This is a genomic window from Pseudoalteromonas espejiana DSM 9414 (genome assembly GCF_002221525.1).
Lineage (GTDB): Bacteria > Pseudomonadota > Gammaproteobacteria > Enterobacterales > Alteromonadaceae > Pseudoalteromonas > Pseudoalteromonas espejiana.
Window position 1 is genome coordinate 203,622 of sequence record NZ_CP011029.1, and the last position, 25,567, is coordinate 229,188.

The 25,567-nt window shown below is 40.3% G+C and carries 23 protein-coding genes and 1 pseudogene; 10 read left to right on the forward strand and 14 right to left on the reverse strand.

The genetic code is table 11. The features are described from left to right. Positions 1–4 precede the first annotated feature (4 nt). The 3 genes and pseudogenes from PESP_RS17790 to PESP_RS17800 all read right to left on the reverse strand — a co-directional run bounded on the left by PESP_RS17790 (position 5) and on the right by PESP_RS17800 (position 2,414). Positions 5–622 (reverse strand): glutathione S-transferase family protein, encoded by a 618-nt coding sequence (locus PESP_RS17790; RefSeq protein WP_089349366.1) that lies wholly within the window; start codon positions 620–622, stop codon positions 5–7. 48 nt (positions 623–670) lie between these two features. Beyond that, on the reverse strand, positions 671–1,699 hold the full coding sequence (locus PESP_RS17795) for an NADP-dependent oxidoreductase (RefSeq protein WP_089349367.1): 1,029 nt from the start codon (positions 1,697–1,699) through the stop codon (positions 671–673). 216 nt (positions 1,700–1,915) lie between these two features. After that, positions 1,916–2,414: pseudogene (locus PESP_RS17800) on the reverse strand (GNAT family N-acetyltransferase). 147 nt (positions 2,415–2,561) lie between these two features. Between PESP_RS17800 and PESP_RS17805 the strand changes: the two are divergent. Beyond that, positions 2,562–3,767 (forward strand): anhydro-N-acetylmuramic acid kinase, encoded by a 1,206-nt coding sequence (locus PESP_RS17805; RefSeq protein WP_089349368.1) that lies wholly within the window; start codon positions 2,562–2,564, stop codon positions 3,765–3,767. Positions 3,768–3,794: 27 nt separating this feature from the next. On the opposite strand, the gene PESP_RS17810 is transcribed toward PESP_RS17805, so the two are convergent. Beyond that, positions 3,795–4,280 (reverse strand): hypothetical protein, encoded by a 486-nt coding sequence (locus PESP_RS17810; RefSeq protein ID WP_174694401.1) that lies wholly within the window; start codon positions 4,278–4,280, stop codon positions 3,795–3,797. Positions 4,281–4,824: 544 nt separating this feature from the next. On the opposite strand from PESP_RS17810, the gene PESP_RS17815 reads away from it, so the two are divergent. The 4 genes from PESP_RS17815 (at position 4,825) to PESP_RS20530 (ending at position 7,127) form a co-directional block, all read left to right on the forward strand. Beyond that, entirely contained in the window at positions 4,825–5,340 is a 516-nt protein-coding gene (locus tag PESP_RS17815; RefSeq protein ID WP_089349370.1) for a hypothetical protein, read from the forward strand. An 87-nt stretch (positions 5,341–5,427) separates the two neighbouring features. Further along, positions 5,428–6,114, forward strand: coding sequence for a hypothetical protein (locus tag PESP_RS17820; RefSeq protein WP_089349371.1), 687 nt, complete (start codon positions 5,428–5,430; stop codon positions 6,112–6,114). Between the two features lie 105 nt (positions 6,115–6,219). Then, positions 6,220–6,753: a hypothetical protein gene (locus PESP_RS17825; protein ID WP_089349372.1), complete on the forward strand. Its 534-nt coding sequence runs from the start codon at positions 6,220–6,222 to the stop codon at positions 6,751–6,753. A 197-nt stretch (positions 6,754–6,950) separates the two neighbouring features. Continuing rightward, positions 6,951–7,127 carry a hypothetical protein gene (locus tag PESP_RS20530; protein WP_164504453.1) on the forward strand — a complete coding sequence of 59 codons (177 nt, stop codon included), beginning with the start codon at positions 6,951–6,953 and terminating at the stop codon, positions 7,125–7,127. A 268-nt stretch (positions 7,128–7,395) separates the two neighbouring features. On the opposite strand, the gene PESP_RS17830 is transcribed toward PESP_RS20530, so the two are convergent. From PESP_RS17830 to PESP_RS17845, 4 genes are all read right to left on the reverse strand, one after another. Continuing rightward, on the reverse strand, positions 7,396–8,487 hold the full coding sequence (locus PESP_RS17830; RefSeq protein ID WP_089349373.1) for an OprO/OprP family phosphate-selective porin: 1,092 nt from the start codon (positions 8,485–8,487) through the stop codon (positions 7,396–7,398). Position 8,488: 1 nt separating this feature from the next. After that, positions 8,489–9,076 carry a DUF4956 domain-containing protein gene (locus PESP_RS17835; RefSeq protein ID WP_089349374.1) on the reverse strand — a complete coding sequence of 196 codons (588 nt, stop codon included), beginning with the start codon at positions 9,074–9,076 and terminating at the stop codon, positions 8,489–8,491. A gap of 1 nt (position 9,077) precedes the next feature. After that, a complete protein-coding gene (locus PESP_RS17840; RefSeq protein WP_089349375.1) occupies positions 9,078–9,995 on the reverse strand; it encodes a polyphosphate polymerase domain-containing protein in 918 nt (305 codons plus the stop codon). 76 nt (positions 9,996–10,071) lie between these two features. After that, the gene (locus PESP_RS17845; protein WP_089349376.1) at positions 10,072–12,627 is read right to left on the reverse strand and encodes a CotH kinase family protein; all 2,556 of its coding nucleotides are present in this window, start codon (positions 12,625–12,627) and stop codon (positions 10,072–10,074) included. Between the two features lie 128 nt (positions 12,628–12,755). On the opposite strand from PESP_RS17845, the gene PESP_RS17850 reads away from it, so the two are divergent. Together PESP_RS17850 and PESP_RS17855 are read left to right on the forward strand one after the other, a co-directional pair. Further along, positions 12,756–13,214: a thioredoxin family protein gene (locus PESP_RS17850; protein ID WP_089349827.1), complete on the forward strand. Its 459-nt coding sequence runs from the start codon at positions 12,756–12,758 to the stop codon at positions 13,212–13,214. Positions 13,215–13,543: 329 nt separating this feature from the next. After that, entirely contained in the window at positions 13,544–15,403 is a 1,860-nt protein-coding gene (locus tag PESP_RS17855) for a retron Ec67 family RNA-directed DNA polymerase/endonuclease (RefSeq protein ID WP_245852296.1), read from the forward strand. Between the two features lie 94 nt (positions 15,404–15,497). Here the strand turns inward: PESP_RS17855 and PESP_RS17860 are convergent, their stop codons facing one another. Continuing rightward, the gene (locus PESP_RS17860; protein WP_089349377.1) at positions 15,498–16,376 is read right to left on the reverse strand and encodes a LysR family transcriptional regulator; all 879 of its coding nucleotides are present in this window, start codon (positions 16,374–16,376) and stop codon (positions 15,498–15,500) included. Between the two features lie 137 nt (positions 16,377–16,513). On the opposite strand from PESP_RS17860, the gene PESP_RS17865 reads away from it, so the two are divergent. Next, complete coding sequence (locus PESP_RS17865; protein ID WP_089349378.1) at positions 16,514–17,590, forward strand: YeiH family protein; 1,077 nt, start codon at positions 16,514–16,516, stop codon at positions 17,588–17,590. 26 nt (positions 17,591–17,616) lie between these two features. Here PESP_RS17865 and PESP_RS17870 read toward each other — a convergent pair whose 3' ends face one another. Beyond that, the gene (locus PESP_RS17870; protein ID WP_089349379.1) at positions 17,617–18,924 is read right to left on the reverse strand and encodes a DASH family cryptochrome; all 1,308 of its coding nucleotides are present in this window, start codon (positions 18,922–18,924) and stop codon (positions 17,617–17,619) included. 155 nt (positions 18,925–19,079) lie between these two features. Further along, positions 19,080–20,807 (reverse strand): DUF885 domain-containing protein, encoded by a 1,728-nt coding sequence (locus PESP_RS17875; RefSeq protein WP_089349380.1) that lies wholly within the window; start codon positions 20,805–20,807, stop codon positions 19,080–19,082. A 217-nt stretch (positions 20,808–21,024) separates the two neighbouring features. On the opposite strand from PESP_RS17875, the gene PESP_RS17880 reads away from it, so the two are divergent. Further along, positions 21,025–21,612: a DUF4202 domain-containing protein gene (locus PESP_RS17880; protein WP_089349829.1), complete on the forward strand. Its 588-nt coding sequence runs from the start codon at positions 21,025–21,027 to the stop codon at positions 21,610–21,612. A 34-nt stretch (positions 21,613–21,646) separates the two neighbouring features. Then, positions 21,647–22,150, forward strand: coding sequence for a TFIIB-type zinc ribbon-containing protein (locus tag PESP_RS17885; protein WP_089349381.1), 504 nt, complete (start codon positions 21,647–21,649; stop codon positions 22,148–22,150). A gap of 57 nt (positions 22,151–22,207) precedes the next feature. Here PESP_RS17885 and der read toward each other — a convergent pair whose 3' ends face one another. From der to PESP_RS17900, 3 genes are all read right to left on the reverse strand, one after another. Continuing rightward, positions 22,208–23,674, reverse strand: a complete 1,467-nt coding sequence (der, locus tag PESP_RS17890; protein ID WP_089349382.1) for a ribosome biogenesis GTPase Der — start codon at positions 23,672–23,674, stop codon at positions 22,208–22,210. Between the two features lie 74 nt (positions 23,675–23,748). Beyond that, positions 23,749–24,927: an outer membrane protein assembly factor BamB gene (gene bamB, locus PESP_RS17895; protein WP_089349383.1), complete on the reverse strand. Its 1,179-nt coding sequence runs from the start codon at positions 24,925–24,927 to the stop codon at positions 23,749–23,751. A 10-nt stretch (positions 24,928–24,937) separates the two neighbouring features. Beyond that, the gene (locus PESP_RS17900; RefSeq protein ID WP_089349384.1) at positions 24,938–25,558 is read right to left on the reverse strand and encodes a YfgM family protein; all 621 of its coding nucleotides are present in this window, start codon (positions 25,556–25,558) and stop codon (positions 24,938–24,940) included. Between the last annotated feature and the right edge of the window lie 9 nt (positions 25,559–25,567).

Here is a 25,567-nt window from a genome sequence, read left to right on the forward strand (position 1 = left end):
CTGATTAATCGTATTTAGCTTCTAGCTCATTAGCCGTATGAAACTTCTCGTGGCTTTGTAATTGCTCATCGTACTTTGCAAGGTGTTTAAAGTGGGCAAGCTGACCTGAGTTTTTAACTAATTCAACAATAAACGACATCATAATGTCGGCACCGGTAAGGGTGTCGCCTACTAAATAACGTTTACCTTGTAGTCGGTCGTTAAAATAGCTAATTACTTTAACAGTTTCTGCATCGGCGTAATTTTCTAAAAACTCTGTTTTAGCGCCATCTTTTAAAACAAACATTTTAAGTAGCAGCGGTAAAATAGCTGAGCTTTCAGCAAAGTGCAGCCATTGCTGATAATCTACATATTCAGCGGTGCCTGCTTTTGGCGCAAATTTTCCGTTACCGTATTTAGTAATTAAGTAATCGGTGATGGCGCCAGATTCAGTAACAATTAAACCATCGTCTTCAATAACAGGCGACTTACCTAATTGGTGCACTTTTTTTAGTTCGTCAGGCGCTAAAAATGTTTCTGTATTGCGCTGGTAGGCAACAATTTCGTAATCAACATCTAGCTCTTCTAAAAGCCAAATAATACGTTTAGAACGCGATTTATTTAAATGGTGTAGTTTTATCATGTCAGTCCTTGTTGGCGTTACTGCATAGGCAATAACGCTTAGTAAAATTTAAAGAGGCTCGTTAATTTTAACAACGGTTTTGCCGAAGTTTTTACCACTAAGCATATCGTTAAATGCGCTTATGGTGTTTTCAATACCTTCTACCATGTGTTCGCGGTATTGAACTTTGCCATCCTGTAGCCATTTTTGCATGTCTTGTGCAAACTCGTCATAACGGTGGCCGTAGTCGTCAAAAATTATAAAGCCTTGCATTTTAATACGTTTAGTAAGTAATTGACCCATAAGCATACCTAAGCGATCTGGCCCCTCTGGTAAGCTTGTTGCGTTATACTGCGATACTAAACCACACAGCGGTACACGTGCTGCGGTATTAAGTAGGGGTAATACGGCGTCGAATACTTTACCGCCCACATTTTCGTAATATACGTCTATGCCGTTATCACAGGCTTTTTCTAGTTGCTCTGCAAAGTCATCGGCTTTGTGATCAATACAGGCATCAAAGCCTAGCTTTTCAACGGCATGGGTACATTTTTCGCTGCCACCAGCAACACCTACCACTTTACAGCCTTTAATTTTAGCTATTTGACCAACTGTTGCACCAACTGGCCCCGTTGCTGCGGCTACTACTACCGTTTCGCCTTCTTTTGGCGCGCCAATGTCAAGTAAGCCCATGTAAGCCGTAAAGCCAGGCATACCCATAATACCAAGCGCATAAGACGGGTTTGCAGGTTCTTTACCTAATTGCATTAGGCCTTCGCCGTTAGTAATGGCGTAGTCTTGCCAACCGGTGTACGCAAGCACCCATTCGCCTTCACTAAATTTGTCGTTTTTAGACTCTTCTACTTGGCACACTGTAGCGCCAACCATTACATCGCCCACGTTTACCGGATCTGCATACGACTTTGCATCGTTCATACGACCACGCATGTATGGGTCAAGTGAAAGGTATATAGTGCGTAGTAGCACTTCGCCATCTTTAAGCGCTGGTAAATCTACTGTTTTAAGTTCAAAATTTTCATCGGTAGGGGCGCCATGTGGGCGTGATGCTAAAGTAAGTTGACGACTAGTCGCAGACATAAAAATCTCCTTTTGAGGGTGAAGCCACTTAACGAATGTTTATGCGTTTAATAACCTAATTGGCATAAACAATAATGCGCGCTAAGTAGTATATGTATGTACAAATTTGTACCTTATAACAGGAGTTTTGGGCGGGGGGCTGCTAATTCAAGCTTTGCTAAGATAATTTAATCTGAGCTTTAAATAATAAACCTATCTCAAGCAGCTATTTATGCGCTAACTGTGTTGTTTTAGTTTGCTAAAAATATGGCTGTTGTAAAACACGCCATCTTTATAAATGGCTTGTTTAAGTATGGCCTCGGCTTCAAAGCCGCATTTAGTCAGTGCCTTTATAGAGCCAGTATTGCCAGCAAACACAGCGCCAAAAATACGGTTTAGATTTGAGTTTTTAAAAGCCTCATTGCAAATTTGTGTAATTGCGTGGGTTATTATTCCTTGCCCCCAAAAGTGACTATTAAGCCAATAACCAATTTCGCCACTGCGGTTGTACTCAAACTCTCCGGGCGGTTATGCCAATGCACCCTGCAAATTGCTCATTTACAACAATGGCTTTAATAATCCCATTTTTAGAGCCTTGGTTTATCCACCAGTCGGCGTCGGCTTGCGTATACGGGAACGGAATTTTAGACGATAGAAAACGCGTAACCTGTTCATCGTTTAAGGTATTAATAATGTGTGGCGCGTCTTGTGGTTTAAAGTCTCTTAGGATGATCATTGTTTTAATTAAGTGTCTGTTGCATACGGGGCAACTTAGCAAGCAATTAGGGATTGTACAATCACAAAGATTAACTCTTTACGCCTATAACTTTGTTTTAAAGTACTCTAATATAAGCAAAATATGATACCTGATTAAGATGCCATTATGCACCCACACATAGCCGCCCTTTATAATAGTGCCCAAAAGCCAAGTCGTTTAATTATAGGTTTAATGAGCGGTACCTCGTTAGATGGGCTCGATGTAGCACTGTGTAAAGTAACGGGGGCGGGTATAAATACACAGATTGAGGTTTTAAATTTTACCACCGTTGAATATAACAACGAGTACAAAACTAAAATAAAGCAGGTATTTGCCAAACGAGAGTGTGATTTAGAACTTGTAACCCTATTACACCCATGGGTGGGTAAACTCCATGGCGATATGGTTAATCAGTGCTTACATACTTGGCAGGTAAATCCGGCAAGTATTGATGTAATAGCCAGCCACGGGCAAACAATTTACCACTGCCCACAGTCGCAGCATAATCATAAAAGCTTTACTAATGGCACATTACAAATTGGCGATAGCGACCAAATAGCCGTTACCACCGGCATTACAACGATTGGCGATTTTAGGCAAAAGCACATAGCAGCAGGGGGCGAAGGTGCACCACTTGCGGTATATGGCGATTACTTATTTTTTGCAAATCCTAATGAAAATCGCATTTTATTAAACATGGGTGGCATTGCTAATTTAACGTTTTTACCTAAAAGCGGTGATGCAAACAGCGTGTTTAGTAGCGACATTGGCCCAGGTAATACCATTATGGATGGATACGTGCAGCAGCATTTTAAAGGCATGCATTTTGATGATGGTGCAAAAATAGCAAAAACCGGTAAGGTAAATACACCCTTATTAAATGCATTGTGTAGCAACGCATTTTTTAAGCTTGCGCTGCCTAAAACGACTGGACCTGAAGTATTTAATTTAGCGTATTTGCATGCTGCTCAGCTGCAAACAAATACACAGCACTTAAGCCATGAAGATGTAATGGCAACTTTAAATATGTTTAGCGCGGCGGTAATCGCTAATGCGTTAAATGAATGCGCGCAAAGTGCTAAAGAGTGTGTGGTGTACGCAAGTGGTGGCGGTATTCATAACCCGTTATTAATGGCCCAGCTTAATACGCTGTGCCCGAGTATAAAAGCGTTTAAAAATACAGATGATTTGAGCATAAACCCCGATGCCAAAGAAGCCGTGCTATTTGCTATTTTAGCCAACGAGTGCCTAGCAGGTGAGCAGCAACACCTAAATAACACTGCGCAGGGTATTGCTGGAGTTACTATGGGTAAAGTAAGTTTTGCTGATTAAGGTTTTATGAGTTTGTATACCAACACATTAAAAAAACGAAAATAAACTTGAGCTCATATTACGAAAGTATTTTTTAACGCCGTGTGGCTTAACTTGGCTTTTAAGCTGTTGCTGTTTTTTATAACCTGCTTCAAATGCAGTTACTTGCATATCAAACTGCAAACTATTTTTTAAAGTAGCGTTTAAGCCATGCAACATCAATTGCATTACCAAGCAGTGGCTTTGGGTAATTTTACTCAAAGTTAAATACACATAACCGCGCTCTAAATCAGCATTAATCAGTGTTTTTTCAGTAAAGTATTGTGCATCACGCGCACTAGGATACGTTGCGCTCAACGAAATAATATCGTTTTCATGGGCGTCGTCAGGCAATACGCATTGCAGCGTTATTTCGTGCATAGCGCTGGCTTGCAAGGTTAACTGCTCGTATTCCATAGTGTGGCCCATAGCCGCAGAAAGGGGATCTTCAAAAGATTGTAACGCAAATGTGAGTTGCGTCATTGGTGTGCTCATTTACTTCAACTTCTAGATTATAAAAAATACAGTTCGAGTTTAAATTATCACCTATTTTGATTGCAGTTTTATGACAAATTGCGCTTAATCGAATAATAGCTGTTGTTTGATAAAAAAAGATCGTTATTGTTCTTTCTCATTCGGTTTTGGAATGGTTTCTCACACATCTGGAATGAAGAGCTATATAAGGCGTTTATGAGCGATAACAGGTTATTAATATTGGCTAAATATCGTCGTTAATTGATTGGTTAAACTGCGCTTTGCGCATATATCCATGAAAATGAGCGCTGCGCGCAAATTGGATTATTTAACTTTACCTAAAAACTCTAGAAGACTTAGTAATAGTAATACCTTAGGTAATTTGTTAAAACTATATAAAGTAGATAAATGAGCGCTAAGTCGGTAGAAATATGCGCGATGAGCGCACTATTAAATTGTTAAGTAGCTATACGGAGTATCATACTATCCAGCACGAAATGTTTAAATGGATGATGGAAAATAACCTAAATTGGTCTGCTATTTTTCACAATCACATTGATTTGATTTGATTTTAAAAGAAAAGGTCAAGGATATTCCGGAAATAGAAACTTTATCTGACAAAGATAAGGTTTATTGGAAGAATATATATGAAAATAACTTCCCTAAACAGTTGAGAAACACAACATTCCTAATGATGTTTGGGCATTTCGAGGAAATGCTATATCTCTTATGGAAACAGTACAATCCTTTAAATATTGAGTTGGACAAAAAAGGTTTTGGAATTACGAAATTCAAAACCTATATTAAAACGACATTGCAAACAGACATTGGGCAGCATCACGCATATCAGCAAATATCTGATGCTCAAAAAATTAGAAACTCTTTGCTTCACATTGCGGGGAGAGTGTCACTATCAAAAGAGACTAAAGCATTAAACGATTTAATTGTCCGTAACCCAGATTTGTATTGTATTCATCTAGATAGAGTGCAATTAAGCTATGATGGTGTTTTAAATTTTCAAAGAGCAGTTCGCAGTATCACTGAAGAGCTACTTAACAAAGCATTAAAGTCGGATTCGTAACAGTTGGCTCGGTTTCGCTTCGCTACACATTATAGCCAACTATTTCTCACCGCTTAATGCGGCGTTAGTTTTACGGAGACACAAGCAGTGGCAGTTGAAAATCTACAAGATCTAGCTAAAGAAATTGTTGAGAATGGCGTATCACTGTCGGCTATTCATTACGTCTACATTACTCTGGTGGCCTTAGTATCTGCGGCATTGGGTGCATACTTTGGTTCCTATTTAAAAAAACGAGGCGAAGAACAAGCCCTCAAAGATAGCTTTGATGATGTGATTGACCGACTTGAAAGAACGACTCGTTTAACTGAAGAAATAAAGTATGCGATAGGAATTGGGACTATAGAGCATCAAATTAAATTTTCGAAGCTTCACGAAAAGCGAATTGAGGTTATCGAAGGACTTTATCATCGTTTGGTTAATATGGAGTCGAAAGGCAAGGATTTCGTTTATAGCTCGGGGCCTACACACGAACTCGGGTCCCAGTTTGATGCAGCCAGCAAAGCTGTTGATGAATTCATTTCTTACTCAAAACTCAACAAGTTTTGGATGGATAAAGCGCTTTTTGATGAAATCGAAAGTATTGCGCTTAGTCTAGATAGTATGATTCATGGTGCTGCTTTCAATTGTGGTGTTAGCCCAGCTAATACAGCCCAGTTCACTCAATCAATGGAAGAACTTCAGAAGATTGTAAAAATTATGGACAAAGGGATTCAATCTGCGAAAGAGAAAGTCATTGAAAGTATAAGAAAGACGTTGGAGCCAGATGAAAACTAACAATAAATTGCAGCGGGCAAAATTAGCTTCGCAAACTTTGCCCGCTGAATTGGGCGTTATATTTTTTTTCGAGTTAGTAGGAATTTTTAAAGGGATTTGAATTGAATGAAATTTTTCAAACTTACAGTGCTAATATTATTTGCTTTAATTATTGGTGCAGCACTGTCATACCAGAAAATCATCTCAGACATATTAATACCTCAGTATGTTGACTGGGCTTATGAAACTGAAAGAAAAGGCTTTGAGTCAGGAATTCCACTAAATTCACGAGAATTAGCTTTGGCAGCTGATATAGGAATTCAAAAACCAGAGAAAGTTAGGATTGTACATGTTGAAGAAGTACCGTTTCCATACGAAAACTTCGCTCTAAAAACACTAGGTGAAGCACTAGGTTTTATTGGTGAAGGTATTACTAATAATGCCCAGGCTTTCGGTTATTTCATTTATGTTCGTAATGGATATGAGCTCAATAGGCCAAAATTGGCTCATGAATTGGTTCATGTGCTACAAATCGAAAGATCTAGTCTTGACCAAGTGATAACTCAGCACTTCTCTGACATAGCTGAATTTGGTTACGACCAAGCACATTTAGAAGTCGAGGCTTTTAAAGCAAATAAACAGTATGCAGCTGATTGGTAATTAAGGTTAAAGGGGGCAAATTTTGACTTCATACATCAAGGTTTACCAGTGTCTGCTGATGCCACACTAACTAAGCTTGCAAGAGTACACCTATCAAATTAACTATATCCCTAAACCTTAAATGTACTTGAGTGGCTAGCAAAATACGTGTAGTCCAGTTAGATAAAAGAGTTGTTCAAATATAAAAGGAATTAAAAATGAAAAACGTTAATCCATGGCTTATATCTGCTCTTATTTTAGCTTTATTAACTAGTATTTTCAGGATCTGGTTTGGCAACTCTATGATCGGTTTTTTTATTGCACTAATCCTTTCTTTAGCATGTATCCCTTTAATAAAAACAGTGCAGGGGAAAGGCAATATAAAAGGTGAGTAAATAGATTTTTATTTCATAGTTAAACTTTCTAAAAGCCGAACTAAGGTATTTAAGTTATTAGCACTATCGTTCATTGCTACTGTTGGCGTGGTAGAAGTCTTAAGCTTTTAAGCTAGGGATAAGTTCGAGCTCGATACGTTATCTTAAGATAGTTTGCATTGATGATATTGTTTATAACAGCTCAATTAAAATAGCCCCTGTATTAAACGTAACGTTTAATACAGGGGTTTTATAGTTTTAGGTTAACCGATTAAACACGCAAAGCGCATTAAAACGAATACTGCAGCCTTAATGAGATTGCATTGCCCGATGTGATAGTACCGCCTGCCTCGTAGTAATCGGCTTTAATGTAGTCGGCCATAAATTTTATGTTTTTGTTTACGGTATAGTTAACGCCAAGGGCGTAGGTTTTTGCGTCTTGGTTTTCTTGCTTGAGCTTAAGTAAGCTATAGCGGCCTGTAATTTCCCAGCCTGGCTCTGAGCTTGCGCCTAGTTTTGCGTTTTTATATTTTCGGTTTCCGCCCGATAGTTGATAACCAAATTGCAAATAGCCGCCTTCGTAATCATTGGTTGACTCTTCAATACTGGTTACTTGTGCTTGTTGCCACTCGGCCATCATGGTAAATCTGTTTTGTAGCCATAGTAGTTCTACGCCTTGTTGCGAAAGGCTATCGGCATTAATTTTATCGCCTTCTATTAATGAGTCGGCGGTATAAACTTCAAGTGGTTCATTTACTCTAAATTCGTTGCCATCGTACTGCCTCTCACTAAATGCAACCCCAAGATGTAATAAGTTAGTATCTTGCTGCCATGGCACCCAAGCTACGCGCCCTGTAATAGCAGATGTTGCTTCGTTTTCATCGGGCTCGTAATAACCTAGTTGCCAATTTACTGAGGCTATGTCCCCGGAAAGGCTAATACCTAAGCTGCGCCCTGGTGAAAATGCTTCGCTTATCATGCTGCGCTCAAGCATTAGCAATTTACGCGAGCTGGTTAGTTTTTCTAGGCCAAAACCTTCTTTTTGCTGGCCTATGGTCAAATCGGCATATTTCCAGCCCGAGTATTCTAAATAGGCGTCTTTTATTTCGGTTTCGCCATCGGCAAAGCCAAGTTGAAATTTACTTTTCCAGTCTTTGCTTATGTCTGATTTAAAACTTAGGCGTGCGCGGCGTATTTCAGAGGTGCTTTCTGAGCTGTTGCTGTCGTATTGATCCTCTAATAATGCGGTATCAAATTTGTTGTAGTCGAGCATGATATAGCCACTTAAATCTATATCGTCGTTAATTTTGGCAAAACTTGCATTACTAACAAAGCAAAGTGCTGAAAGTGCCGCATAAGTAATCGTTTGTTTAGAGGTCATGTTAGGCTGCCTTTGTTTGTTTTTCGGCTAAGTAACTTACTTTTAGTTGCGCTACGTCTCTTAAAAAGTCGATGTGTTCTATATCTACGGCAACGACGTTTAGCCCTGTGCGCTGTTTTAAATCATTGATGAGAATGGCTTGGTTTTGTGGGGTTATGTTTTCTATGCGCTCGTAGCAAACGCTTTGTACTTCGTAGCGTTTTACAAATACGCTTGAGTCAATCAAAAAGGCAATTAAGCAAATAATACCGTTAAGAATGCTTAGCTCAATTAAACTCATTTGCCCTACAGAGGTAAGTAAAGCAATGGCAGTAACAAGGAATAAGTAGGTCATTTCTTTAATAGAGATAGACTCAGTGCGATACCTTAGCATGGTAAATACGGCAAATAGGCCAAATGCAAATTCCATCGACATATCAACGCCGTGCAGCAAAAAGGTAATAATAAAAACGCCTACACCAAATAAAATAAATGAGCCTGCCACCACTGCATTTTTACTAATACGAAAGTAACAGCCATAGCAAAGTACAGCCAGCGATAGGATGTTTACTAAAAAGCGGGAAAGAAAAATAAGATCTAATTTTGTCATTTTAATTATTCTCTAAAGGTAAAAGCGGGTTAGTGCGGTTAAGGTGTTTTAAATGGGCTAAAACAGGTTTAAAGCGGTTTACTTTTAAGCGCTCGGGGTAGAGCAAAGCACAGCCAATACAGTATTTACTAAACGAGGCTGGGAATATGTGGTGTTTACTCATGAGCTTATAAAATGGCGAGTGTTTTGTTTTTTTACTTTGCTTAAGCTCGGCAATAAAAAAGCCCGGTAAGGTTATTTTGTTATCGCCTTTTGGGGTGTTGTACCACAAGTTAAAATCAAGCGTTAAGCGCTCGGCTTTTTCTTCGTTAGCTAGGGCTATGCGGTTATAGCCGCTTTGCTGGGTTACATTTAAATGTGCAAAGTTGTTTTTCATTTGCTCTTTAATAAACGCCGTGCTGTTAGCTTGCTCGTTGCTAGTTTGCGCGAGCTTTATACGTGTTTTGACTGTGCGGCTTTGGTTGTTTTTTAGTTTTACTTCTAGGTATTCGGTGGCGGTATCAACGTAGCGCCTTTGGCGTACTTTGTAGCGATTAAGCTTACCGTTATGATGGGCTTTATATAAATCAAGTTCGGGCGTATCAAAGTACTGATTATAATAAGAAAATAAACGCTTACCTTGTATATCAAGTACCCTATACTGGCCTTGTATATGAGTAAGCAGCTCAGGTAAAAAAGACAGTGGTAGCATAAACTTGCTGTCTACACGGTTCATTAAATTAGCGTTATTAAGATCGTTTAACCCGTAACCTTCAAACGGGGCGAGCAACTCGTTAATTAAGCTTGTTAATGAGCCTCGCGCATCTGGCTTTTCAGGCTGAGCCTGCTTATTTTTAGTATTTATAGCAGTAATTGCTACAGGTGAGATTGAAGCGTCCTTTTCAAAAAGTTCATCCTTAAAACGTGCTTGAATTGTCATAATTTTCTCAGATTATTAAATTGCAAAGTAATAGAGGCGGTGCCAGAGTGCTGGCACTGCGCAAAGGATGGGCTGTTTATCGAGAGCAAAATCCGCTGCCGTCGCCAGCTGAAGGCAATGTGCCATCGAGCTGCGCGGCCATATTTGCTACGCGGTACTGCATAAAAGACGTTAAGCCGTAAAACTGCCCCGTTGTAGAGGTAAGGTTTTGCTCAAAGTAGGTTGAGCCATAAAAGCTAGTTGGGTCGTTTTGTACGTGCTCACGAATTAGGTCGGCTATTTCATTTACGCGTGCGTTAAATGTGTCGCTTGAAAGTGAGCCATTAATAAGCTGCGTTAAATAACTGTGGTACACATCAAGGTTGCTTTGCTCGGCAAATACATTAGCGATTAACGGGCGTTCGCTTAATGCGCCGCTTACAGGCTCATCAATGTAGAGCTCCCTTATATCTACGCTATTACAATCCATGTTAAATGTGCCGAATGACTCGTTAAAGTCCCATGGCAAAATACTAAATACACCATCGTCATCGTAAATATAATAGTTATGAGCAAGCGGCCCGTGGTAGCTATCTAAATTAGAAAGTGAAGTACTTACCGACATATAACGTAAAAGCGTGTCTATATCTATGGCGCTTGTTTCGCCGTTATCGAGCGATTCTACAAAGTTAATAAATGCGCCGTTATCGGTGGTGCCTTCGTTGGTTTGCAGGTTTATATCGGTGTAGCTTTGTATATCGTCACCTAGCCATAGTAAATCGCTGCCTGTGCCATCTGGCTTGTATAAATCGCCGTTACTGTTGGCAAAGTGTTTTTCAACAAATTCGCCATCTACGGCTTCTACCATTAAATACAAACCAAATAGTTCGCCGTTTACATAAAAGTTAACGTAGGCATGCTCAGGGGTTGGCACGCCCATTTCATCCATTAGCTCGTAGGCAATTACTTCACGCATGTACGACGGGTCGTTAAACGAGTTTTGTAATGTGAACTTTTTTAGCCCAAAAAACTTTTGCCCCGACACATATTCGTTAATATCGACCTTAAAGCTGTAGCGGTCGCTGCTAGAGTTGGCAACGCTGCTTAAACTTGAGCCGCCTTTAGTGCGAATTGCCACGCTGTCTAGCGTTACCCCGTTAAAGGTAATAGCTGTTTCGTGGTATTCCTCATCAAGTGGGTTGTCTAGGATGTCTTGCCAGTTTTCGTCGGTAATTGTAATAGAAAGCGTATTAACAGCCGTGGGTGTAAATGCGCTTGCAACTGTATTTTCACTACTTGGGGTTGGTGTTAAAAACGCATGAGTAAAATCGGTACTGTTACTTAGGCCGTAACTAAAGCCCGTGGCTACATCGCTCTCGTCCCAATCAATGTAGTCAATTACTTCGTCGTTAAAAATTAGGCTTAGCTCGTCTTCTTTGCCTAATTTAAAGGGCACGTAGTTAGTACCTGGATCTTCATCGGTGGCATAAATAGTAATGTATTGGCCTGCGTATAAATCTATGTCGGGCAGGGTAACTGGGTCTATATCGTCGCTTTCATCAATAACGTGGTAGTTGGCTAAGTTAATTGTGTTTTCGCTGTTATTGTATAGCTCAAACCAGTCGTTACCATCGTCTGCGGCGCTTGCCACCACTTCGTTAATAACGAGTGGCCCGTGAGTTGCTTTGCTGTTTTGGCTAAGCTCTGTTGGAGTTAATACCGCAATTGCATCGCTGCCATCAGGGTAGCGGCCATAGCTGTAACCACTTAGCGCTTGGCCTTTATTCCACGATAACTGCTCTATAATTACATTGTTACTGTAAAGGCTTACGGTATCGCTTGAACCTAATTTAAACGCAACGCTTGGCAGGTCGCCTAAATCATCAGTGCTTGCGTAAATACGGTAAAACTCACCAGGCGATAACGTAATATCAGGTAGAGCAAATTGCTCGTTATTGTCATCACTTAGTGTGTAGTTGGCTAAATAAACATCGCTACTGCTTGTTACATAAAGCTCTATCCAATCCTCAGAGCCGCTGCTGTCTTTTGCTACTACTTCGTTTATACGCAGTGGCGCATCTTCAGCAATTAGCGTAGTAACAAGTGTAGAGGTATCGGCAGTTTGGTTAGCTGCGCCCTCTGTTGGCGCTAATGTTTGCGCTGTACCGGTACCATCGGTGTATAGGCCGTAGCTAAAGCCTTCAGCGGCTTCGCCTTCTTCCCAATCAAGTACAGACACCGCAGTGCCGTCCTCGTATAACGTGACTGCATCGTCACTCCCTAATTTAAAGGTAACGTAATAACCGCTATCGGGCGCTGTGTCGGTTTCATCAATGGCTTGAATAACAATAAACTCACCTTGCGAAAGCGATACAGCAGGTAAAGCTTGAGGCTCTCTGTCGGCGTTATCATCAACAAGCGAAAATACCGATAAGTCGGCTATGTCTGCAGTGGCGTATAGCTCAATCCAATCGTAGGTGGTATCACTTGGGCTTGCGACAATTTCGTTAATAACTAAGCCCGTGGAGGTGGTTGTTGATGATGAGTCAGTTTGCTCTGTGCTGGTGTCGCTACTTTGTTCACTACCACCACAACCATACAAAAAGGCAGTAGAGGCAATAACTGAATAAAATATAAAGGGTTTTATATTCATATATGCATGCTTATTATTTTATTAAAGTGTGCAAACTATAAAAATAGAAGGTGCAAACAATGTGTAAACTTTTAGTAATATTCAGTATAGTGAGCTTAATTACTCACTTTAAAAGTTACCTTAACCCTATGTTTAAACAATTAGTTTTATTGTGCGCGTTAAGTATGCCGCTAGTAAGCATTGCCGCTACTGCGCCATTTTCGGGCAAGATAAGTACTCAAGCACTGTTAAGCGATTACGATAAGTTTAATAAGCAGTACAACGCATTTACGCCAACCGAGGAAGATATAGCCCTAATGCAAAAGCTAGAAGGCAAGGAGCTAATTGTATTATTTGGCACCTGGTGCCACGACAGCCAGCGCGAAGTACCAAAGCTGATTAAGTTACTTGATGAATCTAAAGTTACACTTGCCAGTATTGACTACGTGGCCGTGGGTTACAACAAACGCGATGATGCAGGCGTTGCACAGGCGCACGACTTGCAATACACGCCAACATTTATAGTAAAAGACGATGGAAAAGAGTTAGTACGTGTAATTGAAAAACCAAAAGGCACATTGGCGCAAGATTTAACTAAGGGTTTGTGAATAGAGCTTGGGGATATGAGAGTTTACCAATATAGCAAATAGATTTATGAGGTAGCTGGTGAGCTGCTATGAGTAATCTCTTAGTATTATAATGTGTGAGGTTGAGGTTGAGGTTTAATCCATATGTTTTTTTTAAGTATAATAAAAAGTTAAAAGCATGATTTGTCTGTGTTAAAGTGAAGATGGTTTATGGGCAGATTTTTGGTCGCGTTTCGCGACCTGTGAAAAAATTGTTCGAGAGAACTGCCTATTAGTAGATTATCATCATTATGAGGCTACCTGAGAAAAGTGCCTAGGAGTGCCCATAAACCATTATTTAAAAGGAATTAATGTTGAGTAGGCTAAAGAATTTAAAGGGTGCAGCAACTAAGCCTCAGTTGGCTAGTATTTTGAATGTAAGCCCTGTTTTTCTGACAAAGTGTTTGTATATTATAAAGCCTGAGAATCAATATCATCAGTTTGAAGTAAACAAAAAGTCGGGTGGTAAAAGAGTGATAACCGCCCCTAGTGAAGACCTCAAAGGTCTTCAATCAAAACTATCTGAATTGTTGCTGGACTGTATTGATGAAATAAATACATTAAAATACCCAGACTCACAGCTAGTATCTCCAAAAAAAAATATTTCAAAGAAAAATGATCCTTCAGCAGAGGTTTTGAAAGTTAAAATTTCAAATGCTGCCATTAAACAGCCCTACTTATCTCATGGCTTTACACGACAACGTTCTATTTTGACCAACGCAGTTATGCATTTAGGGCAAAAGAGTGTATTAAATATTGATCTTGAGAATTTTTTCGACTCTTTTAACTTTGGCCGTGTTAGAGGGTTTTTTATAAAAAATAAAAACTTTGAATTATCGCCATCTATTGCAACAGTAATTGCTCAAATAGCATGCTATAAAGACACCCTACCTCAAGGGAGCCCATGCTCTCCAGTAATAACCAATTTGATCACACACCACCTAGATATTCGCTTAGCTTCGTTAGCTAAGAGGTACAAATGTACTTATACACGTTATGCTGATGATATAACTTTCTCAACTCGATTATCTGTTTTTCCACCGGAAATCATGTGTGATTCGCTCAATGGATTTGCCCCAGGTAAAAGGCTTAAAAGAGCAATTAAACATGCTGGTTTTAGTATTAACGAAAGAAAAACTCGCATTCAGTATAAAAACTCTAGACAAGATGTTACCGGTTTGATTGTTAATAAAAAGCCAAATGTAAAAAGTGAATATTGGCGAACAGCTAGGGCTAAATGTAATTCATTATTTAATACTGGTCATTTTATTACCAATAAGAATGGCAGGTCAGTCGAAGGGAATATCAATGAGCTTGAGGGACAGCTGAATTTTATAGATCAAGTTGATCACTACAATAGAATGAGACAAAGCCCTCCGTTAAGTCCAGAATATAGTCTTAAAAATTATGGTAAACGTACAAATGGCTTATTATCAGGTAGAGAGACTGTGTTTAGTAAGTTTTTGTTTTATAGATTATTTTATGCAAATGAAAAACCTACTATATTATGTGAAGGTAAGACCGATAATGTTTATTTAAAGTCCGCAATTAATCAATTACATAATCAATATAAGCAACTAGTTAATATTGGTGATGAGTATAAGTTACTAGTTAGGTTTATAGAATATTCGAAAAGAACAAGGTTTCTATTAGAGCTATATGGAGGCGCTGACTATTTAAGAGGTTTTATCGATACATATGCAGTTAAGAGTAAGATATATAATGCTCCTAAGCCAGAGAACCCAGTAATTATTTTTATTGATAATGATGATGGACCCAAGCAAATAGAGACTTTATTACAATCTAGAAACTTTAATAAAAAAACGACTTTGGTTCCCAATACCTTAGATCCGAAGAAAGATGTAAGAAAAGCTGAATTTATACATGTTATTGATAATCTATATGTTGTTTTTACACCCCGCGGCGATCAAGATGAAGACACTGATATTGAATATTTTTTTGGTGACGATGCTAGATTGAGAAAACATACAAATGGAATGTTTTTCAACACTGTACAGAATCGAGACCCCTTGAAAGACCTTAGCAAGGAAGTATTCGCAACTCAGATAATTAAAGCTCAAAAAAAACATATTAATTTTAATGGACTGATTCCATTATTAGACCGTATTGTGAATGTCATAAATCACTATGATTCTGTTAAAGGCTTATAGACGTCCCGTCTTTATTCAGCCACGTTCTATTTAGCGAGCGCTTATCTCCATTTATATGGCTTAGTACTCTGATCTAGTTTTACTCACATAATCACTATTCACTAAACAGGCTTTTCTCGAATGCTTGCGCAGCATGCGAGGATGGTCTGTCTTTATAATGCAGTTGATAAAGTGGCCGAGAGAGTTGCTCGTTACTTTTTTGGCTCAGGCGCGTTAATTTACCTAACTGCACTAAATCTTCAGTGACTACATTTGGCAGTAAAGCGACCCCCATACCTTGAGCAACAGCCCTTGCTATGGCTTCGTTGCTGCCTAATTGCATACTTTGCTCTGCTTGTACGCCATGCTCTGCTAATAACTTTACCGACATTTCTAACGTGCCAGAGCCTGGCTCGCGTAATAACCAAAACTGTTTATTTAACCACGCTTTTAAGTTTTTAGTGGGCTTAAAGTTACTCGGTATAACAACACTCATTAAATCGTTTTGCCAGTGCTTACTTATTATATGTGGCTCGGTAGGTGTGCCTTCAACCAATGCTAAATCGATGGTGCACTCTAGCAACGCATGCTCAATTTGCGCGGTATTAGCCACTTGCACTTCTACTTTTATATGTGGGTATTGGGCGCAAAATTTAGCTAAATAAGGCGGTAGCCAATAACTGGCAATGGTGGTGCTGGTGCCAATAACGAGCGTACCGCGCTTTAGCCCTGTGCGCGATTTAATATCGTCAACGGCGGCTTTTTCGATAGCAAAAATACTACGCGCATGATCATACAAGGCTTGTCCGCCTTCACTTAAGGTAAGTTTTTTACCCTTAGATGCACGTTCAATAAGTAGAATATTTAACTGATACTCAAGCTCTTTTAGCGCTTTAGAAACAGCGGGCTGGCTTATAAAAAGCGCCTCGGCTGCGCCTGAAAAGCTACCCAATTTAGCCACTGTATAAAACACCCTAAGTGCATGTAAGTTCATTGTATAACCTTAAATTTCATCACTCTTAACTGCATAACTTTAAGTTATCGAATCATGATTTTAATATATTGGAGTTATATTTTGAGCTTTCTTACAATTAAGTCAACACATCAACATTGTTTAATTGAGGGAATATTATGCTTAGCGCTATTAATAATGGGTTTCAACCTTTGGGTATTAATACTAAGCAGTACAGTGACTCTCGCTGGTGGCTAGGTATGCTGCTGGTGGTTATTTTAGCGGGGGCATCTGTTGCATTAAGTAAGTTACAAATAATGCAAAGTGCGCAATTTAGCTCACTCACTATTGGTATTGTGCTTGGCATTATTGTGGGCAACGGTGTGTTTTCGCGCATTGCTGCGCGTACAGATTTAGGTGTTGATTACGCTAAAAGTATATTGCTTAAAGCGGGCGTTGTGTTGTTTGGTTTTAGAATAACTTTTACACAAGTAGCGGGCGTTGGTTGGCATGGCCTATTAACCGATGTGGTAATGCTGCTAGGTACTTTTATATTAGCAATTCAACTTGGCAAACGTGTATTTAAGCTTGATGAGCAAACAACCATACTAATTGGGGCAGGTAGCTCTATTTGTGGTGCCGCAGCAGTTATGGCAACCGAGCCAGTTATAAAAGCACAAGCGCATAAAGTATCGGTAGCGGTGGCAACGGTAGTGGTGTTTGGCACGTTAAGTATGTTTGCCTATCCAGTAATGTTTGAGTTTATGGGGTTGAGTGAGCACGCGTACGGCATTTTTGTTGGGTCAACCATTCATGAAGTTGCGCAAGTGGTTGCTGCGGGCACAGCGGTAAGCGCCAATGCGGCCGATACCTCCGTGATAGAAAAAATGCTACGCGTAATGATGCTTGCACCATTTTTAGTGGGCTTATCGTTTTGGCAAAGTAAAAAGCATGCAAACATAAACGCACAGGGCAGCGAGCATAAATCGGGAATTACGATTCCTTGGTTTGCGGTGTTATTTATAGTGGCAAGTGGCGTGCATTCGTTATCGGTCATTCCTCAAGGTGCTACAAACGCCATTGTATGGTTTGATAATATATTGCTTACCATTGCCATGGTTGCACTTGGGCTACGTACCCACGTTGGTGCTATTCGCCAAGCGGGTATTAAACCACTGTTATTAGCAGGCTGTTTATTTTTGTTTTTAACCTTAGGTGGCTTTGCTATTAATGTAGGCATTGCGCAGCTGTTTTAAATATAACCTGCTGGAGGTAGATTGGATTAAAAAGGCCAATCTACCTCGTTTAGGTGATCAAGCTGCTCTGTTTTATTACTGTGCCCATGCCACTTTTTGGTATAAGTGCCATTTGGGTCAAACTGCGCGGTTTGCTTTTGTATATTAAAGTGGCGACCCCCACGCGGATCTACCCCTACACCGGCTATGTACTGCCAGTTACCCCAGTTTGCTGCTACATCATAATCAATAAGTTGTTGTTCAAAGTAGGCTGCACCGTATCGCCAATCAAGGCCAAGCTCGTTCACTAAACAGCTTGCTGCAATTTGCCTTGCACGGTTTGAAATGTAACCCGTGGTGTTTAGCTCTTTCATAATGGCATTTACAAGTGGGTAAGGTGTTGTGCCATTACACCAGGCTGCAAAACGTGTTGGTATAAAAGTAGTGAGTGGTTTAGTTTGTTTTTGACCTTTAAAGCTAAACAAACTGTTACCCGCTTTAAGTGCGTGCCATTTAAAATACTCTCGCCATAGCAATTCAAATTTAATCCAGTAAGTAGACTCGTTTGCCGTGTTGCTTTGCTCGTAATCTTCCACTGCTTTGTAAACTTGTTTTGCACTTATACAGCCAAAGGCAAGCCAAGTACTAAATTTGGTGGTGTTGTTAAAGCCATCAAGTTCGTTGCGAGTCGTTTTATAAGTGCTTGGCATTACACCTGCAAAATACTGCTTTAAATGTGTTTGCGCGCTGTTAAGCCCGCCATGCATTGCGCCTTTATTTGTTACACGTTCTATAGGTTTTTTGGCGCATAAGGTTATTGGTTGAGGGAGCAAACCGTTTGGCAAAGTAGAAGGTGTAATGGGGCTATTGGCGGCCTCTACCTTTTTACGAAACGGGGTAAAGTGTTTAGGTAATTCGCTTAAATCAAAGGGGAGGTCGCTTTGTTTATAGAGCGTGTCTTGCTGAGTTCCTGTAAATTGTGTATTTGGGCAATGTGCTTTGAGTAAGTTTATTTGGCGTTGCTCGTACAGGCCAAATTGCTCACTGTATACCACTTCATCAATATTTTGCTCATTTATACACGCTTTTAAAAGCGATACGGGTTCGCCTTCAAGCACATGCAGGGTTTGCCCGCGCTCAATAAGTGCTTGTTGTAGCTCGTACAAGCTTTGCATTAAAAACTGCTGCTTATGTATGCCGTAGGGTTTTTGTTGGTAGTTATTATTTTTAAACCAGTGCGGGTTTATAACAAATACAATATCAAGCGCACATTGCTGCAACGCTAGGCCACTAAAAATTGGGTTATCGGTTAGGCGTAAATCGTTTTGTAGCCAATATAAAATGCGTTTGCTCATACTTATGCTCTGGTTTTTATAATCATTAACTTTACGAAGCAAAAGCTGGTAGGGATTAGTTTTGAGGCGTTTAAAAAGGGTTTAAAAAGGGTTTAAAAAAAGGCGTTTAATAAGGGTTTAAAAAAAGGCGGTAAATAATACCGCCTCCTTTAATGTTAAATAGCCGATTTTTGTTTTGCTATCCAATCGTTTATTACGTCTTCAAGTACTGCCATAGGGAGCGAACCTTGGCCTATAACTGTGTCGTGAAAGCTGCGTATGTCAAATTGTGGGCCGAGTTCTTTTTCGGCTTTTGCACGTAGTTCTCGTATTTTTAGCTCCCCCATTTTGTACGAGAGCGCTTGGCCTGGCCATGAAATATAACGATCTATCTGATCTTCTACGGCGCTTTGTGGCAATGCCGTGTGACTGGCTAGGTAATCAATTGCTTTTTGGCGGCTCCAACCAAAGGCATGAATGCCGGTATCAACTACTAAACGCACTGCGCGCCACATTTCGTATCCTAAACGGCCAAAATCGCTGTACGGGCTTTGATAAAAGCCCGCTTCTTTACCTAAGTGTTCTGTATACAGGGCCCAACCCTCGCCAAAAGCAGAGTGGCTAAGTGTGCGTCTAAATTCGGGTACATTTAACTCCATAGCAATGGCATTTTGTAAATGATGCCCAGGTATGGCTTCGTGTAAGCTAAGTGCTTCTAAATTATATAAAGGCTGCAGTTTAGGTGTTGAGGCTAAAAAGTAAGTGCCAGGAGAGCGGTTATCGGCCGGTGGCATATAAAACGCCCCACGACTCGCTGAACCTTTAATAGTAAAGGTATTACGCGGTAAATGGCCAAAGTAAGTGGGGAGTTTGCCATACATTTTTTGCGTTATAAAAGCGGTTTTTTCTAGCAGGTCTTGCGCGTCTTTTGCGTAAAACTGCTCATCGGTTGCTAAAAATTCTAAAAACTCGCTATAGGTGCCATCAAATTCTACTTCATCAATAATGCTTTGCATTTGCGCTTTAATACGCGCAACTTCTATAAGACCTAGTTCGTGTATTTGTTTAGGTGTGGCGTTTGTTGTGGTGTAGTAATTAACGGTGTATTTGTAGTAATCAAGCCCGCCTTTAACGCTTGCAATGCCCGGCTGTGCTCTACAATGTGGCATATAGTCATCTTTAAAAAAGTCGTATAAATGCTGATAAGCCGGAATTACTTTGTCTTCAATTACAGCTTGGGCTTTTTGTTTTAAGCTTGCTTTTTGCGCTGTACTAAAGGTATTAGGTATACGCGTAAAGGGCTCGTAAAGGGCGCTGTTTTCGGGGTTTTTAACTATATGCGCACTAATGCTTTGGCTGTAATTTTCAAAGGTTTTGCAGTAATGAGTAAAGCCTGTTTTTATACCTTCTTTCATTAAATCAATATTTTGCTGATTAAAGCGCGGGTAGTCGGCAAGGCTTATTAAAAATGCGTCGTAATCATCAGCTGTTAAAAAAGCCATATTAGCGGGTGCTTCAGCAAAATAAGTATGCCAGCCACTTAAAAAATTAATCGGAAAATACTTATCTTGATAAAGGTAGCTTTGCTGCTCGGTTTCTCGCTCATATTTAAATAAGCGATAGTTCATTAGCTGCTCGTTGTTGAGCGTTTTTGGGTCAATGTTGGCTAAGCTTTTTAGTACGCTGTTGTTATAAGCTTGGCGCTTTGCAATGGCTTGCTCGCTCCAATTTGGTAATGTGCCATTTGGTTTCCAACCGTCTGGATCGGTTCGAAAAAATATTTTTTCAGCTTTGGCGTTTTGCCAGTGGCTATCAATAATGGTTTTTAAATCGCCGTTACTGTCGGCAAGGCTTGGTAGAGAGGTGGCAGCTAAGCAAATAGCTAAAATACGTTTTTTAAACATAGTTATCCGTTATTGGCGAGTTAGTCGCGCTTTTTTATTTTAATTTGTGCTCAATATAGTACCAAGTTAATTTAATCAATGCGCTTACTTTTACAGCTCATAGTTATTGGTTTTATATTTTGGTTGAACAAATTTCACTGCGTAACTGAGTGGCGCACTAGTTTATTGTTTTATCAGCGTTTAGAATGATTAAAACTTATTATAAAAAATGACCGTCATGTTTAATAAAGTAATCGCCTTAATTGATGAAGCTAACAACCAAGATCCAAATACTGAGCAATTTAATGGGCAAAGCGTGCCCAAAGAAAGCCTCTATGCTACTCGTATGAGCGACATGCTTAGCCGTTTTAACCCAGGTGCAGATGAGCTTATGCAAATTGCAGTGCGTGGGCAGCATATACAACGCTGGAAGTCGCCGCGTAGTGACTTTGAAATGAACAAGCAAGGCTATCATCAATGGCGCAGTGCACTTTATATATTTCATGCAAGTAGTGTTGTAGCGCTTATGCAACAAGCTGGGTACAGCGATGCTGAGCAAAACAGAGTGTACGATGCAGTCGCTAAAAAAAATATTAAACGTAACCCCGACAGCCAATTAGTAGAAGATATAGCAAGCCTTGTATTTATTGAGCATTACATGCTCGGGTTTGCTAATGCAAAGCCAGATTATAATGAAGAGAAATGGATTGGGATTATTCGCCGTACATGGCAAAAAATGTCAGATGACGCGCATGAGTTTGTACTTGCAGGTAATATTACATTGCCCGCACCTTTAGTTGGCCTTATTCATAAAGCACTTGAATAAATAATAAAAGCATAAAAATAAAAAGGAATTTTAAATGTATTGTCCTCGTAGTAATACGCCACTTGAACCTTTACTTGTTGGCGGCATTACTGTTTTTACGTCAGAGCAAGGCGGCGTATTTTTTGATAACAGCCAAATTTTTAAGTTTAGCTCGCCAGAGTTAAAGCACGGTCAGGTATTACTTAAGTATTTGAGCAATTACATTGAAGGTGAGGGCGATGTATCATCGCGAGTAAATTGCCCAAAGTGCCCAAGCATAGTGATGATGCGCCGGTATTTTTCACCGCTCAAAGTGGTTGAAATAGACGAATGCCCAGGTTGTGCAGGAATATGGCTTGATAGTGGTGAGCTAGCAAAAATACACGAAAACCATTTAACACCCAAAGAGAGAAAGTTGTTAGCCCACGAAATGGCAACTAACCATGGGTTTATAACTATTAAGCCACCAAAATCAAAATATTACCCCAAAGCGCCTAAAAATACCCAAGCCACGACAGTTGAACGGTTGGTGCAATTGGCATTACTTAATCTTCAATAAAAAACGGCGTACTAAAAAGTACGCCGTTTTTTTGTAATAAATTAACGCTTATGCAGTTTATTTATTACGGTTTTCTTTTGCAAAGGCACGTATTTTACGTTTTTGCGAAAGCGTTACTTTGTTAGTACGCCCTGCAAATGGGTTATCACCTTCTCTAAATTCAATTTTGATTGGGGTACCCATAATTTTAAGTGCTTTACGGTAGTAGTTCATAAGGTAGCGTTTGTAGCTATCTGGTAAATCATGAACTTGGTTACCGTGAATTACAATACGTGGCGGGTTATAACCACCGGCATGCGCGTATTTAAGCTTAACACGACGACCACGAACAAGTGGCGGCTGGTGATCGGCCTGTGCCATGTCCATAATACGGCGAAGCATTGCGGTGCTAATACGCTTAGTTGCTGACTCGTACGCTTCATCAACCGATTCAAATAAGTGGCCAACACCTGTACCATGAAGTGCAGATATAAAGTGCAAGCGTGCAAAGTCAATAAAGCCTAAACGGCGATCAAGCTCTGTTTTAATACGATCTTTAACGTAATCATCAAGCCCATCCCATTTGTTCACGGCAATAACCAATGAACGACCTGAGTTAAGCGCAAAACCTAATAAGCTTAAGTCTTGATCAGAAATACCATCGCGAGCATCAACAACAAGTAGAACAACGTTTGCATCTTCAATTGCTTGAAGTGTTTTAATTACTGAGAATTTCTCAACTACGTCGCTTACTTTTTTACGCTTACGAACACCTGCGGTATCTATCAAAATATATTCTTTGTCGTTACGGGTCATCGGAATATAAATAGAGTCGCGGGTTGTGCCTGGCATATCGTATACAATTACACGTTCTTCACCGAGTATGCGGTTTGTAAGTGTAGACTTACCTACGTTAGGACGGCCGATAATCGCCAGTTTTACAGGTTTATCTGCAAATGCTTGATGGTCTGTATCGTCACCTTCGGCTTCTTGATAAAGGTCAATTAGCTCTTCGTCATCATCGGCAACGTCTTCATCTAGTGCGGCAAGTTCTGCAATCACAGGTTGTAACGTGTGCTCAAGTAGTAATGTAATACCACGGCCATGTGCAGCTGCAATGTGATGTATTTCACCTAATGATAATTGGTAAAATTCAGCACAGTTTGAGTCGGCGTCAATGCCGTCTGTTTTATTAGCAACCACAAAGCACTTTTTCTCTTGCTTGCGCAAGTGATTAGCAATGGCTTGGTCGGCTACGGTCATACCTACGCGGGCATCAACCAAAAATAATACAATATCGGCTTCTTCAATGGCGAGTAACGACTGGTCGGCCATTTCGGTTTCGATGCCTTCTTCAGAGCCATCAATACCACCCGTGTCTACCACGATAAATTCATAGCCATCGTAATTAGCTTGGCCATATTTTCTATCTCGTGTTAAACCTGGAAAATCGGCTACGAGTGCATCACGAGTACGTGTTAAACGGTTAAATAATGTGGATTTGCCCACATTGGGTCGCCCAACTAGAGCGATCACGGGAAGCATAAACTACCTCTTTAAAAAACAACAAAAGGCTTCGCAGTGCGAAGCCTTACAAAAAACCTTTAAGTGTTAGCTAGTTAGTTCGGTATTTTAACCGCGCTAACTTCACCATCACGGGTGTATAAAATTAGCTTGTCGTCGGCAACAACGGGCTCAACAAAAAAGCCTGAGCTGTCAAAGTCTTCACGCGCTACTAACTCGCCAGTTTCTTTGTTAAGCCAATGTAGGTTACCTTCTTGGTCACCTAAAGCTAAGTGGCTACCTGCAACTGCAGGGCCTGTAAGGTACCAACCACGTAGAGCGGGTTGGCTCCAACGTTCAATACCTGAATTTTTATCTAATGCGTAAATTACGCCATCGCTATCTACTAGGTAAATAGTTTGTGCATCCATCGCAATTTCGCGGTAGCTGCTGTATTCACGCTTCCATACTACGTTGCCTGAGCGAATATCTACCGCTGCTAGGTTGCCGTTGTAGGCAATTGCATAAGCATAAGGGCCGCTAATAATTGGCTGTGTATCTACATCAACTAAACGTTCAAATTCTGATGCGCCTTTAGCTACGGCAATTTCTGCACTCCATGCTGAGTAGCCGCTTTCAGAAATAAGTACACTTAATTTACCTGTTTCTAAACCTACTAACACACCACCATTTGCAACCGTTGGTGAGCTTTGGCCGCGTAAAGTAAGCGGTGGCACTTCTTGTTCAAAGTTCCAACGCTCTTCGCCTGTATCTGGGTGAAGCGCTAATAATTTACCAGAGCCTAAGTTTACAAAAATTAGGCCATCGCCTGCAGCTGGTTTAGACAGTGCTTCGCCAGGTACATTTTTACGCCATACTTCTTCACCCGTTTCGCGGTCTAGGGCAATAATAAAACCGTGCTCAGAGCCTACGTAGATTTTACCATAAGCTTGTAAAATACCACCTGATAATTTTGCTGTGCCGTTATCAGACCATGGCCAAAACGATAGGTCTTCACGTACATCGGTTTCCCATAATGTATCGCCGTTAGTAAGCGAAAGCGCTTCTACTTGACCTTCACGGCTTGCAACATAAATAGTGTCTTTGTATATAGCAGGCGATAAACGAGAAAAATAATGTTCTACACCATTGCCTACCGACTCTTGCCACACTACGTCTGTTTCAAACTGATTAACAATTTCAGGAAGTACTAACTCGTCTTCATCATCACTTGATGAACAACCCATTAGCGTTGCCATACATAAAGCAAGGGTTGCTGTTGTTATTTTTTTCATACCTAAAACCTTATGCCGCTGGGCTAGTTACTGCTAGGTCATCTAACTTAATTTGTAATAAAGGGTTAGTGTTTAAACCACCTGCATCAGCCGCTGCTTGGTATGCAGTGCGAGCTTGGTCCTTATTACCTTGCGCAATGTAAATATCGCCTTTAAGTTCTGCTACGTTGGCGCTGTATGCCTCTGGTAGTGGCGAGTTTAACGTTGTAAGTGCTTCATCGTACTTGCTTTGTGCAAGTTGAATACGTGCTAAACGAGTAATCGCAATGGCTTTAAGCTCTTCGCTTTGTGCATTTGATACAATCCAGCTTAGTTTTTCGCTAGCTAGGTCTAGCTTTTTTTCATCAACAGCGTCTTTTGCCGCAACAAATGCAGCAAGCGTTGCGTAGCTTGTATCTTGATTATTTTTAATAAATGTATCTGCAGAGCCAAGTACGTCGTCACTTTGTACAAGTGTTGTATATTCGTCAGATGCTTGCTCAGCAGTCGTAATTTGGTTTTGGTTATAAGCTTTCCAACCGTATAAGCCGCCTAAACCTACAATTACACCTAGCGCAAGTGAAATACCGTTTTCGCGAAAAAAGCGTTTAATGGCTTCTGCTTGTTGTTCTTCTGTTGAATAAATGTCCATTGTTACCTC

Excerpts from the sequence above, each read along its gene's own strand:
- PESP_RS17825 (WP_089349372.1), top strand. The coding sequence starts at position 6,220 with ATGAAATTTTTCAAACTTACAGTGCTAATATTATTTGCTTTAATTATT.
- PESP_RS17850 (WP_089349827.1), top strand. The coding sequence starts at position 12,756 with ATGTTTAAACAATTAGTTTTATTGTGCGCGTTAAGTATGCCGCTAGTA.
- der (WP_089349382.1), bottom strand. The coding sequence starts at position 23,674 with ATGCTTCCCGTGATCGCTCTAGTTGGGCGACCCAATGTGGGCAAATCC.
- PESP_RS17885 (WP_089349381.1), top strand. The coding sequence starts at position 21,647 with ATGTATTGTCCTCGTAGTAATACGCCACTTGAACCTTTACTTGTTGGC.
- PESP_RS17810 (WP_174694401.1), bottom strand. The coding sequence starts at position 4,280 with ATGAGCACACCAATGACGCAACTCACATTTGCGTTACAATCTTTTGAA.
- PESP_RS17845 (WP_089349376.1), bottom strand. The coding sequence starts at position 12,627 with ATGAATATAAAACCCTTTATATTTTATTCAGTTATTGCCTCTACTGCC.
- bamB (WP_089349383.1), bottom strand. The coding sequence starts at position 24,927 with ATGAAAAAAATAACAACAGCAACCCTTGCTTTATGTATGGCAACGCTA.
- PESP_RS17900 (WP_089349384.1), bottom strand. The coding sequence starts at position 25,558 with ATGGACATTTATTCAACAGAAGAACAACAAGCAGAAGCCATTAAACGC.
- PESP_RS17840 (WP_089349375.1), bottom strand. The coding sequence starts at position 9,995 with ATGACAATTCAAGCACGTTTTAAGGATGAACTTTTTGAAAAGGACGCT.
- PESP_RS17870 (WP_089349379.1), bottom strand. The coding sequence starts at position 18,924 with ATGAGCAAACGCATTTTATATTGGCTACAAAACGATTTACGCCTAACC.
- PESP_RS17855 (WP_245852296.1), top strand. The coding sequence starts at position 13,544 with ATGTTGAGTAGGCTAAAGAATTTAAAGGGTGCAGCAACTAAGCCTCAG.
- PESP_RS17880 (WP_089349829.1), top strand. The coding sequence starts at position 21,025 with ATGTTTAATAAAGTAATCGCCTTAATTGATGAAGCTAACAACCAAGAT.
- PESP_RS17795 (WP_089349367.1), bottom strand. The coding sequence starts at position 1,699 with ATGTCTGCGACTAGTCGTCAACTTACTTTAGCATCACGCCCACATGGC.
- PESP_RS17830 (WP_089349373.1), bottom strand. The coding sequence starts at position 8,487 with ATGACCTCTAAACAAACGATTACTTATGCGGCACTTTCAGCACTTTGC.
- PESP_RS17805 (WP_089349368.1), top strand. The coding sequence starts at position 2,562 with ATGCACCCACACATAGCCGCCCTTTATAATAGTGCCCAAAAGCCAAGT.
- PESP_RS17875 (WP_089349380.1), bottom strand. The coding sequence starts at position 20,807 with ATGTTTAAAAAACGTATTTTAGCTATTTGCTTAGCTGCCACCTCTCTA.
- PESP_RS17790 (WP_089349366.1), bottom strand. The coding sequence starts at position 622 with ATGATAAAACTACACCATTTAAATAAATCGCGTTCTAAACGTATTATT.
- PESP_RS20530 (WP_164504453.1), top strand. The coding sequence starts at position 6,951 with ATGAAAAACGTTAATCCATGGCTTATATCTGCTCTTATTTTAGCTTTA.
- PESP_RS17865 (WP_089349378.1), top strand. The coding sequence starts at position 16,514 with ATGCTTAGCGCTATTAATAATGGGTTTCAACCTTTGGGTATTAATACT.
- PESP_RS17835 (WP_089349374.1), bottom strand. The coding sequence starts at position 9,076 with ATGACAAAATTAGATCTTATTTTTCTTTCCCGCTTTTTAGTAAACATC.
- PESP_RS17860 (WP_089349377.1), bottom strand. The coding sequence starts at position 16,376 with ATGAACTTACATGCACTTAGGGTGTTTTATACAGTGGCTAAATTGGGT.